Annotated in this window: 11 protein-coding genes and 1 pseudogene; all 12 read left to right on the top strand. The window is 35.3% G+C overall.

Going from position 1 to position 11,268, the window contains the following annotated elements:
- Position 1 precedes the first annotated feature (1 nt).
- The 12 genes and pseudogenes from I872_RS09805 to I872_RS09750 all read left to right on the top strand — a co-directional run bounded on the left by I872_RS09805 (position 2) and on the right by I872_RS09750 (position 11,184).
- A pseudogene (locus I872_RS09805) lies at positions 2 to 605 on the top strand (sugar transferase).
- A gap of 6 nt (positions 606 to 611) precedes the next feature.
- Positions 612 to 1,487 carry an NAD-dependent epimerase/dehydratase family protein gene (locus I872_RS09800; RefSeq protein ID WP_015605932.1) on the top strand — a complete coding sequence of 292 codons (876 nt, stop codon included), beginning with the start codon at positions 612 to 614 and terminating at the stop codon, positions 1,485 to 1,487.
- A 6-nt stretch (positions 1,488 to 1,493) separates the two neighbouring features.
- Positions 1,494 to 2,315, top strand: coding sequence for a glycosyltransferase (locus tag I872_RS09795; RefSeq protein WP_111694594.1), 822 nt, complete (start codon positions 1,494 to 1,496; stop codon positions 2,313 to 2,315).
- Positions 2,316 to 2,318: 3 nt separating this feature from the next.
- A complete protein-coding gene (locus I872_RS09790) occupies positions 2,319 to 3,275 on the top strand; it encodes a glycosyltransferase (RefSeq protein ID WP_015605930.1) in 957 nt (318 codons plus the stop codon).
- 4 nt (positions 3,276 to 3,279) lie between these two features.
- A complete protein-coding gene (locus tag I872_RS09785; RefSeq protein ID WP_015605929.1) occupies positions 3,280 to 4,203 on the top strand; it encodes a LicD family protein in 924 nt (307 codons plus the stop codon).
- A 37-nt stretch (positions 4,204 to 4,240) separates the two neighbouring features.
- Positions 4,241 to 5,521 carry an O-antigen polymerase gene (locus tag I872_RS09780; protein ID WP_015605928.1) on the top strand — a complete coding sequence of 427 codons (1,281 nt, stop codon included), beginning with the start codon at positions 4,241 to 4,243 and terminating at the stop codon, positions 5,519 to 5,521.
- A gap of 2 nt (positions 5,522 to 5,523) precedes the next feature.
- The gene (locus I872_RS09775; RefSeq protein ID WP_015605927.1) at positions 5,524 to 6,246 is read left to right on the top strand and encodes an IspD/TarI family cytidylyltransferase; all 723 of its coding nucleotides are present in this window, start codon (positions 5,524 to 5,526) and stop codon (positions 6,244 to 6,246) included.
- 11 nt (positions 6,247 to 6,257) lie between these two features.
- Entirely contained in the window at positions 6,258 to 7,316 is a 1,059-nt protein-coding gene (locus I872_RS09770; protein WP_015605926.1) for an NAD-dependent epimerase/dehydratase family protein, read from the top strand.
- A gap of 13 nt (positions 7,317 to 7,329) precedes the next feature.
- Positions 7,330 to 8,766, top strand: a complete 1,437-nt coding sequence (locus tag I872_RS09765; RefSeq protein WP_015605925.1) for an MATE family efflux transporter — start codon at positions 7,330 to 7,332, stop codon at positions 8,764 to 8,766.
- Between the two features lie 173 nt (positions 8,767 to 8,939).
- A complete protein-coding gene (gene comW, locus I872_RS09760; protein WP_015605924.1) occupies positions 8,940 to 9,167 on the top strand; it encodes a sigma(X)-activator ComW in 228 nt (75 codons plus the stop codon).
- 242 nt (positions 9,168 to 9,409) lie between these two features.
- Complete coding sequence (locus I872_RS09755; protein ID WP_041826843.1) at positions 9,410 to 10,678, top strand: CapA family protein; 1,269 nt, start codon at positions 9,410 to 9,412, stop codon at positions 10,676 to 10,678.
- A 134-nt stretch (positions 10,679 to 10,812) separates the two neighbouring features.
- Positions 10,813 to 11,184 (top strand): DUF1033 family protein, encoded by a 372-nt coding sequence (locus tag I872_RS09750; protein ID WP_015605922.1) that lies wholly within the window; start codon positions 10,813 to 10,815, stop codon positions 11,182 to 11,184.
- Positions 11,185 to 11,268 lie beyond the last annotated feature (84 nt).

The raw sequence follows: 11,268 nt of genomic DNA, 5'->3' as shown, positions 1-11,268 counted from the left end.
TATGTATAAATTTATTAAACGTATTCTTGATATTATTTTATCCTTTTGCGGTATGATTGTACTATCACCTCTATTTCTTGTTCTGATTATAGCCATAAAGTTAGATTCAAAGGGACCAGTACTTTTTAAACAAAAACGTATAGGATTACACAAAAACACTTTTTTATTTTAAAGTTTAGAACGATGCGGATTGACACACCTAAAGACACTCCCACTCATTTATTAGAAAATCCTGATCAATGGATTACGAAGGTTGGGAAATTCATGCGTAAAACATCTCTTGATGAATTACCGCAAATTTGGAATATCTTTGTTGGAGACATGAGCATCATTGGCCCTCGGCCTGCCCTTTGGAATCAATATGATTTGATTGAGGAACGTGATAGGTATGGTGCTAATGATGTGTTACCAGGATTGACTGGTTGGGCACAGATTAATGGTCGTGATGAACTACCAATCAAACAAAAAGCTGAACTTGATGGCTACTATGTAAAAATATGTCCTTTGCTCTAGACTTTCGCTGTTTCTTTGGAACTATTCTGAGCGTGTTGAAAAGTGACGGTGTTGTTGAAGGAGGGACAGGAACAATGGAACAGAAGGATTAACTGCTAATGAAGAAAGTTTTAATTACAGGGAAAGGTAGTTATATTGGGAGAAGTTTTTTATCTTATGTATCAGATTTTAAGGATATTATAGTTGAAGAATTAGATGTTCATACAAATGCGTGGGAAAAATTATCCTTTTCTGGATATGATGTAATATTTCATGTGGCAGCACTTGTTCATTTAGCTAATCCTTCGCAAGAGATGGATGCTATTTATCATCAAGTAAACACTCAATTACCATTTGCTTTAGCCAAGAAAGCCAAAGAAGAGGGAGTAACTCAATTCATATTCATGAGTAGTATGAGTGTATACGGAGATTTAAAAGAACCAGGTGTCATCACGAAAAATACTATTCCTGCCCCCCAATCACTATATGGGAGAAGCAAACTAGAAGCGGAAAAGTTACTTGTGAATTTATCTAGTCCGACTTTTAACGTTGCAATTGTTCGTCCGCCTATGGTTTACGGGTTAGGAGCAAAGGGAAATTACCAACGTTTATCCAACTTGGCAAACAAATTGCTTATATTTCCAAAAGTCAATAACTCTAGAAGTATGATTTATATTGATAACCTGAGTGAATTTATTCGACTTCTAATAAAAAATGAGGAGGCAGGTACCTTCCATCCCCAGAATAGTTTTTATGTAAACACATCTCAATTGGTAAAAGAAATTAAACAGAATCATGGAAAAAGTATTCTTTTATTACCTGGATTTGACCGCTTACTAAGAGGAATGGGGAGGATTTTCCCAATTTTCAACAAACTTTTTTCTGATTTGGTTTATGCGAAAGAACTTTCGGATTATCCAGAGTTTTATCAACTTGTTTCCTTTTCCGATTCTATTAAAAGAACAGAGAGGAATAAAAATTCTGTTAATGAATAGGAGATAATGATGATAAAGTTTTCAGTTTTAATGTCAGTATATAGAAAAGAAGAACCAGGCTACTTATCAGACAGTTTAGAGAGCATCTTAGTTAACCAAACTTGTAGACCTGATGAGTTAATTTTAGTAAAAGATGGTCCTCTGACAGATGAGTTAGAAAGTGTGATTGAACGTTATCAAAGCCTTTTTTCAAAAATTAAAATAGTTACTCTTGAGACAAATCAAGGCTTGGGAATTGCACTTAAAGAAGGTTTAGAATATTGCACCTATGACTGGGTTGCTCGAATGGATACAGATGATATTGCCAAACCAAATAGATTTGAAGAACAAATAGCTTATCTCAAAAAGCATCCTGATATAGATGTTTTAGGAAGCGCTGTTACGGAAATATATTCGGAAATAGAAGATGTTGCTTCGGAAAAAAGAATGCCATTAACTAATGAGGATATATTGTCATACATGAAGACTCGTAATCCATTTTGTCACATGACAATCTTTTTTAAAAAATCTTCTGTACAAAAAGCTGGTAGTTATCAACCACTTCCACTGGTTGAAGACTACTATTTATGGGTACGTATGGCTGCGCAAGGTTGCCGATTTGCAAATCTTAGCCAATCATTGGTTTATGCGCGTATTGGGAATGGCATGCATGTGCGGAGAAGCCAACCAGCTCAAATTACTAGCTGGAAAGTGGTCAATGACTTTATGCTGAAGGAAAGAATGATTAATATAAAAGAATGGTTAAAAAATCTACTATTAATTAGTGCTTTTGTTTATATGCCCCTGAGCCTGAAAAAGAGAGTTTATAAAAAAGTATTAAGGAAGTAAAACATGATTAGTATTTTAATGGCAACTTATAACGGAAGGAAGTTTATTGAACAACAATTAGATTCTATTCGGCTTCAGTATTTGGCACCAGATGCAGTGATTATCTGTGATGATGCTTCTTCAGATGGTACCTATGAATTTATTCAGCATTATATTAATAAATATGAGCTATCAACTTGGCAAGTTAGTCAAAATGAAGAGAATCTTGGACATTTTAATACTTTTTTACATCTAGTCACTCAGGTTCAGGAGGGGCTCGTCTTTTTTTCTGATCAAGATGATATTTGGCTTCCAGATAAAGTCTCGACGCTATCTCCGTACTTGCTAGATCCTAGCGTAGCTATGGCTTACAACCAATCAGAAATCATTGACCAATATAATAAAGTAATTGAGAGGCCTTCATTATGTGGTCATAGTCAGGTTAAAGAGCTGGGCTTTCTCTTGAAAAAATGGCCTTCAGGCTACCAGACAGCTTTTAGGGGGGAAGTCTTGAAAGATATCTTAGATAAATCTTATCAAGAACTTCCTGGATTTGACTATCATGATGTTCTATTTGGGATGTTAGCTCCCCTATATGGGCAAGTCATCGCAGTGGACAAAATTTTAGATCAGCACAGAATTCATTTTAGCAATGTAACACAATCAATAGATAGCAAAAGCTTTAATAAAACTCGTCAGTCTAGAATCGACTATTTGGAGAAAGTGTTAGCACGTTATCAATCTGTTAAACGAATAGTTCTAAAACTAAAGAGGCAAGATCAGGAAGATATAGTAAATGAGGCTATACAGCTGACGCAATGGCGGATTAAATTTTTACAGTGTAGAAAACCATCTGTTATGTGGTATTTGCTAAAGAATAAACATTTGTATGCAGGAGAAAAGGACTTAGTCAGTGATATTGTGTATGCTTTTTCTTTGAATAGGTGGGCAATGTGGTTGTTAAAAATAATTAAAAGGTAAATAAATGCGAAGTACAAGTAAAATTGAATGGGAATTGGCTTTAAGTGAACGCTTTAATCCAATGTATCAAAAAATTTCAGATGAGAAATTAAAGGCGTTACAAGCTGCCTATTTAGGAATGTATAGGCAGTTTGATAAGGTTTGTCAAGAGTATGGATTAGTTTCCTACATGGTAGCAGGTACCCTTATAGGTGCATTGCGACATGGTGGTTTTATTCCTTGGGATGATGATATTGATTTGGTTATGTTTCGTGAAGATTATAATCGTTTGAAAGAAGTTTTTGTAGACAATGAATATTTTGAACTAATTTCTCCAGAAGATACTAAAGATCATGTTTTTAAAGTGATGAAGTTACAAAGTAAATCCTTGAGTTACTTTGATGTTCTAGGAGAAGGATTTAGTCGTGAAAATCATCTTTATCTAGATATGCTTCCTATTGATTTTGTGCCTGAGAATAACATACTTCGTAATATGAAAGGCTTGCTTTTCCGAATGTTGGATTTGTCACATAATAGTTCTCGCTGTTATAAAAAGTTTACGCCTCATTTAACTTATATGTCCCAAAAATCTAAGGAACTCAAAAGAAATCTTTGGATTCGACGAATTGTAGGTTTTCCTTCCTACATTATTGGCCCTTCTAATATGTATAAGTTGATGGAATGGCTAGTACGATCGAATAAGAAGACCTCGAAAATTACGATTGCTTATGGGGTTAAAGGTTATTTAGGAGAGACAGTGGCTTATGAAACATTTTTTCCAGCAAAGAAGTACTTATTTGAAGGTTTCGAATTTGACGGACCGAATGATGCCGATTGTTATTTAACAAATCGTTATGGAGATTATATGGCACTTCCTGATAAAAAAGAGCAGATGGAGCGTCATGTAAGACTAAAAGATAATTGGAGAGATTTGGTAGAGAGAAAATAATGGTTTTTTACTAATTTTAGGAAGCCTTTTCTTGACCATGTTTGCAATAAGGATGGCCAAAAAAGACTATGCTAACCCAGGATTTATATATTTAGCAGTTTGGTTGATAGCGAGTATTTCAACTGCACTTTACTCTTTAAAATGGGGAGAAGATCTTTCTTTAATAACAATCATTATAATTCTTATTGGTAATACTAGTTTTTTAATAGGAGTGTTACTGTCATCAGGATTAATTTCAGAGGTTAATCCCTCTAAAAAATTAACACGTAGTCGAGTGAATACCATCTGTATTCTTATAGTGATTTTATTTTTTATATTTGCAGTGAAAACAATTTATATGGAATTGGTTTATTTAGCTACTCAGAGTAAACAAGTGCTTAGTAGTCCTTTTAAAACCATTGAGTTGGCTCGACACATGACGACAAATTATGACTTTTCCATGAGCCGTTTAAGTTTAAATCTATTACGAATAAACTTCTCAGTAGGAATTGTTTTCTTCTACTTTTTCTGTGAATCGCTTTTTTCAGGAAAGGATACTATTATTTATAGAGGGAAATTATTATTAATAAGCTTGATAGCTTTGGGAATTTCTCTTTTGTCGACTGGTAGAACTGAAATGTTAGGACTTATTTCAGGCTATGCCGTGCTTTATATTCTATTTTATTCAAAATATTACTCTTGGAATGATATATATTATAGCAAAAAATTATTTAGAACATTATTGACTATCGGTTTAGTTTTTATTTTATTGTTTGTAGTAGTTGGTGCTTTTGTTTTAAATCGTATAGATAATCAATCGAGACTAGGTTTTTTAGATAATCTTATTAAATATATGGGTTCTCCCATCCAAGCCTTTGATTATTTTTTGAAAAATTCTTATTTATATGGGAAAAATCAAATATTTGGGGAGAATACGTTAATTTCCGTTTATGGAACTTTAAAATCATTAGGATTATCTCACCATAATTTAACCCCATTTTTACCTGTTGTAAATTTTAATGGTGACAAAACAAATGTTTACACTACTTATTATTATTTTATTAAAGATTTTGGTTATTTTTCTATCCTAATTATACAGCTTTTATATGGGTTTTTCTTTGGTAGTTTTTATTATTCTATAAAGAGGAAATTGTTCACACCCGTGAAAGTCATTATCTTTGCACTCTTTGCCTATCCGTTAGTCATTTCATTTTTTCAAGAAACTTTACTGTCATTATTGACAACTCATATTAATCGGATTATTTATGCTTTAATTATCTATTCCTTCATTAAGTTGATGAGTAGAGTAAAATTTAAAATCAGAGAAAGGAAGATTTAAATATGACTATTTCAGGTTTGATATTCGCTGGTGGAACAGGTACTCGTATGAATACCAAAACTTTACCCAAACAATTTTTAGAACTGCATGGTAAACCTATTATTATTCATACATTGGAGCATTTTGAAAAAAATCCTCAAATTGAAGATATTGTTGTAGTCTGTGTAGATGGGTGGATAGATTATTTGAAAGATTTGTTGATAAAGTTCCATATAAAAAAGGTCAAAGATATCGTTTCTGGAGGAGAAACGGGACAAATGTCCATCTTCAATGGGCTAGCAGCCTTGCGAAAAACACATCAAAAAGAGGATGATTATGTACTAATTCATGATGGTGTGCGTCCATTGATTGATCAAGAATTAATTAATAAAAATATTTCAACAGTTAAAACTTTTGGAACTGCTATTACAGTGAAACCAGTAATTGAAACTGTAATCCAAGTAGATGATGAAAATATAATTAAAAACGTGATTGATCGTACTTCTTGTCAGACAGCAGTTGCACCACAGACTTTTCCTTTAAATAAAATCTATGATTTGCATCTAAAAGCACAAGATAAAGGATTGTTTGATATGACAGATTCCGCAACTTTGGCGCGTCACTTTGGTTTATCATTACACACGGTAATGGGTGGAAGTGAGAATATAAAAATTACAACCCCGTCTGATTTTTATATTTTTAGAGCAATTTATGAAGCAAGAGAAAATCAACAAATTTTTGGATAAATTAGGTAAATATGAAGAATAGTATTATAGATGAAGATATTAAACACCTCGTAAGTAGTAGTTCTATTTTAGAGATGTTGAATAAAGAAACCTTTTTAATCACAGGTGCAACTGGTTTACTCGGTAATCAGATTGTTCGAACATTACTAGAAGTAAATCGTCAAAAGAATGTTCAAATAAGAGTTTTAGCAGTAGTTAGAAATATACAAAAGGCTTACAAGCAGTTTTCCGATCTCTTAGAGAACTCTTCTTTAGTTCTTCTTGAAGCAGATATTTTATCTGAAATTAATATTGATGAACCAATTGACTATATTATTCATGGTGCGAGTGTGACTGACTCAGCTTCTTTTGTAACAACTCCAGTAGATACAATTCGAACAGCAATGACTGGCACGGAAAATATGTTGGAACTTGCACGTAAACATCCGATAAAGGGATTTCTATATCTCTCTTCTTTAGAAGTATATGGTATTACAGATCCTGACTTAGACACTATTTTAGAAACGGATAGTGGTTACCTTGACTCTATGAGTGTACGTAGTAGTTATTCTGAAAGTAAGAGGATGGCAGAGTGTCTATGTGTTGCGTATTTGAAGCAATATCAAGTCCCTATCCGTGTTGCTAGATTAACTCAAACGTTTGGACCAGGAGTATCCTATCTAGATAATCGAGTATTTGCTCAGTTTGCACGCTCTGTCATTGAGGGTAAAGATATTGTTCTCAGAACCTTAGGGGAAACCGTACGTAGTTATTGTTATACAATGGATGCTGTAAATGCTCTGTTTTATATTTTACTAAAAGGGATATCTGGAGAGGCCTATAATGTAGCTAATAAAACGACTGCGATTTCTATTAGGAATATGGCAGAGTTGGTACTAGAGTTAGATAGGCAGAACAAGGCAAAATTAATTTTTGATATTGTAGAAAATCCAGAACAGATAGGTTACAACCCTGTGATGAAGATTCGCTTAGATACATCTAAGTTAGAGAGTTTAGGCTGGAAAGCAGAAGTTGGCCTCGCAGACATGTATCGGAGATTAATTAGTAGTATGAAATCACAATGTTTATAATCTGGAGGAAATAATGCCAACAAAAATAAAAGCAATTTTAACAAACTTTTCTTATGTTATTGGTTCAAACTTGTTGACTGTGTTGGTGTCTTCTATAGTAGTGCTAATTTTACCTAAAGTGATGGGGGTAGAAGAATATGGCTATTGGCAATTGTATCTTTTTTATTTATCTTATGTAGGCTTCCTACATCTGGGGTGGATTGATGGAATATATTTACGATATGGTGGATTAGATTACAATGAGCTGGAAAAAGATACTTTTTTTTCTCAGTTTATCTTGCTAATGCTGTATCTTACCTTACTAGGTGCTCTTTTGCTTATAGGAATCCCAATATTTATAAGAGAATCCTCTTTGAAGTTTGTTTATACTTTGTTAACCTTAACTATGTTGTTTACTAACATTCGTTTTCTTTTTATATACATTTTACAAATGACAAACAGACTTAAAGAAAGTTCTTACATTATTAGCGGGGATCGACTATTATATCTGGTTTTATTAATCTCCTTTGTAGTTTTAGGTTCAAGAGATTTTCGTGTAATGGTATATGCAGATCTTATTGGTCGCATAGTTTCATTGGGCTATGCTCTGTATCTTTGTCGGGATATTGCTTTATCGCCTTTTTCCAAATTTAAATTAGATTTAAAAGAAGTTTTCTTAAATATTAGTGTTGGAATTAATTTAATGGTATCAAACATTGCGAGTATGCTTATTATTGGTATTGTGCGCATGGGAATCCAAAAAATCTGGGACATAGCAACATTTGGGAAAGTATCTTTAACACTCAGTATTTCCAACCTAATGATGACCTTTATAAATGCGGTTGGTTTAGTTATTTTTCCTTTACTCAAACGAACAAATCCGGACAATCTTCCTAAAATTTATGCAAGTCTGCGTAACATTTTGATGCCATTACTTTTTGCTATTCTTTTATTTTTCTATCCATTGCGAATGATATTAAATAATTGGCTACCTGTATATAATGATTCACTTATTTTTATGGCTTTAATTTTTCCAATGTCGGTTTATGAGGGGAAAATGGCCTTGCTAATTAATACATATCTGAAAGCGTTGCGAATGGAAAAAACAATTTTTTTAGTAAACTTATTTGTTATGTGCTGTAGTTTTGTTTCAACAGTGTTCACAGCGCTTTGGATGAAAAATCTTACTTTAACGGTTCTTTCTATAGTAGTATTACTAGCGTTACGTAGTATTATAGCTGAAATGTGTTTATCAAGACGAATTAGTATAGATATTCTTACAGATATTGGATTTGAGATACTAATGACTTTACTCTTTATTACTATTAGTTGGTTTCTACCTATACATACAGGATTCCTTGCATATTTGATTGTTTATATAGTGTATATATTACTGAAATTAAAGGATATTAAAAGTGTAAAACAAATATTGATATCCGTATCACTACCAGATAATATTGAGAATTTGTAGATAGTTTTGTTTGTTGCAGATTTCTCCCAAATGTCATAAATATTCCCTGAAATGTCATTTTTTAGCGCTCTACCCTACCTTTTGGCTCTTAAATGAGACAGGATACGATTCTTGCCCCTAATCCTCTCCTTTTTGCGTTAAACTAGTATAAAAGCAAAAAGATTGGAGTTATAATGGAAATTCAAGAAATATATAATCAATTCAGAGATTACTATGGGGAGCTTGAGGCTGAGTATGCTCATTGTCAAAAGGCTAGTATGGAGTGGGAAAGTCTGCATCTGCGTTATCTGATTTACTATCTGATGCGCTACGGTATCGGGGAGATGAAGTTCTTTAATGCCTATCATTATCGGGCAGCTTATCGCTGGTATTTGCAGTCCTTGATGCTGAGCTCGACTTGATATTTAGAGAGTGGGGCAGAAATCGGTAATTCGTTAGAATTCGATTTCGTCGTCCCACCTCCGCACAGTTGAGTAGGGCTGTAAAAGCTGATGTAATCAGCTTAGTAGAGCCCACTCAACCACTGCGTCTTGCTCGACAATCCAAAGACAATTGAGAGGCTAGGACTTTTGTCCCAGACTCTTTTTTATTCCCTTGGGAGGATAATTTATGATAAAATATAAGTAATATGGAGGTTGGCAAAATGGAGAAAAGATCTGAAATCAAGCGACAAGCAGCAGGAAGTAACCGTGCTTTTATCCTTGCCCTGTTGGGAGCGGTATTTGTATCAGCGGCAGCAATTTTATTCTTCCAAAGCATCATGGGGATTCCTAAGGGAAGCGGTAGGAATGTTGCTAAAGATGCTCCCAAGTCCTCCTCGGTAGCAGGAAAGAAGGATGACTCGAAAAGGGTGCGCATTATGGCTAATGGCGACCTTTTATATCATGATGGGCTTTATATGAGCGCTCAAAAAGCCGATGGTAGCTATGATTTTTCGGAAAATTTCACCTATGTCAAGGACTGGCTCCAGCAAGGTGACTTGGTCTTGGGGGATTTTGAAGGAACCATTCGCTCGGACTATCCTTTGGGAGGCTATCCGCTTTTCAATGCTCCAGAGGCTGTTGTGCCCGCCATCAAAGATGCTGGCTACCAAGTAGTGGATCTGGCCCATAATCACATTCTAGACTCAGGGCTTGAGGGAGTCTTTACGACTGCCAAAGCCTTTGAAGATCACGGAATTAGCCCAGTCGGTGTCTATACTCACAAAAACAGGGATAAATCGCCTATCCTGATCAAAGATGTAAAAGGCATCAAGATTGCTATTCTGGCTTACTCCTATGGTTTTAATGGCTTGGAGTCCAATCTCAGCCAGGAGGAGGTTGATCATCACCTGTCTACCTTTGATGAAGAGAAGATGAAGGCGGAGATTGAGCAGGCGGAGAAAGAAGCGGACATTACAGTAGTCATGCCGCAGACAGGGGTCGAATACCAGCTGGAGCCAAATGAGGAGCAGGTCGAGCTCTATCACAAGATGGTGGACTGGGGAGCAGATATCATTTTTGGTGGGCATCCGCACGTGGTGCAGCCTTCAGAAGTCCTTGAAAAAGATGGTCAGAAGAAGTTGATTATCTACTCTATGGGGAATTTTATCTCTAACCAGCGGATTGAAACCATGGCTGGTGTGGATACGGCTGAGTGGACCGAGCGTGGTGTCTTGATGGATGTTACCATTGAAAAGACGGACAAGGGGACCATTATCAAGACAGCTCAGGCGCATCCAAGCTGGGTTAGCCGTGTGGAAAAGGGAACTTACTCACCAGAGGGTTACCCGCTTTACACTTATCAAACTCTTATCTTAGAAGATTTCATCGAGGGTGGAAAATATCGCAATCAGCTGGATCAGGCGACCAAAGATCGGATTGATACAGCCTATAAGGAAATGAAAGAGCATGTGCATCTGAATTGGAAATAAGCACAAAAAAGGACACTCCCTTTTGTTTCTTTACTTTTCTTTGATGAGAAACGAACTATTATAGGGCCCACGAGCAAAATAGTTTCATTATCAAAGAGATTTATATATAATATAGGATACAAAAGGGGACAGGTATGTACAGCGTAATAGAAATGTATGGCGATTATGAGCCCTGGTGGTTTTTAGACGGTTGGGAGGAGGATATCATTGAGAAAAGGTATTTCGATGATTATTATACCGCCCTCAAATACTATAAGAACCGCTGGCTAGAGATGTCTGAGGCGTCGCCACTTTATAAAAGCCGCAGTGATCTGATGACGATTTTCTGGGATCCGACCGATCAACGTTGGTGTGAGGAGTGCAATGAAGAGATTCAGCAATACCACTCCCTGCTTTTGTTAGAAAATGAACGCAAGATCCCCAAGACCAAGTATCGTCCAGGCTACCGCAAGCAAAATGCCACTGAAAAACACCGTATTTGCAAAATAAAAGTGCGGGCTAGGTAGGATAAAAGTCAAAGAATGGAGAAAATTTCTTCATTCTTTTTTATTTTTTCTCTTTTTGTGCGAATAGTAAGGTGAGGAGGACTT

This window comes from Streptococcus cristatus AS 1.3089 (assembly GCF_000385925.1).
Lineage (GTDB): Bacteria > Bacillota > Bacilli > Lactobacillales > Streptococcaceae > Streptococcus > Streptococcus cristatus_B.
The sequence above is the reverse complement of the archived record's forward strand: the minus strand, read 5'-3'. Positions and strand labels throughout refer to the sequence as shown.

Coding starts and splice junctions, on each gene's coding strand:
- I872_RS09800 (WP_015605932.1), top strand. CDS start 612: ATGAAGAAAGTTTTAATTACAGGGAAAGGTAGTTATATTGGGAGAAGT.
- I872_RS09795 (WP_111694594.1), top strand. CDS start 1,494: ATGATGATAAAGTTTTCAGTTTTAATGTCAGTATATAGAAAAGAAGAA.
- I872_RS09790 (WP_015605930.1), top strand. CDS start 2,319: ATGATTAGTATTTTAATGGCAACTTATAACGGAAGGAAGTTTATTGAA.
- I872_RS09785 (WP_015605929.1), top strand. CDS start 3,280: ATGCGAAGTACAAGTAAAATTGAATGGGAATTGGCTTTAAGTGAACGC.
- I872_RS09780 (WP_015605928.1), top strand. CDS start 4,241: ATGTTTGCAATAAGGATGGCCAAAAAAGACTATGCTAACCCAGGATTT.
- I872_RS09775 (WP_015605927.1), top strand. CDS start 5,524: ATGACTATTTCAGGTTTGATATTCGCTGGTGGAACAGGTACTCGTATG.
- I872_RS09770 (WP_015605926.1), top strand. CDS start 6,258: ATGAAGAATAGTATTATAGATGAAGATATTAAACACCTCGTAAGTAGT.
- I872_RS09765 (WP_015605925.1), top strand. CDS start 7,330: ATGCCAACAAAAATAAAAGCAATTTTAACAAACTTTTCTTATGTTATT.
- comW (WP_015605924.1), top strand. CDS start 8,940: ATGGAAATTCAAGAAATATATAATCAATTCAGAGATTACTATGGGGAG.
- I872_RS09755 (WP_041826843.1), top strand. CDS start 9,410: ATGGAGAAAAGATCTGAAATCAAGCGACAAGCAGCAGGAAGTAACCGT.
- I872_RS09750 (WP_015605922.1), top strand. CDS start 10,813: ATGTACAGCGTAATAGAAATGTATGGCGATTATGAGCCCTGGTGGTTT.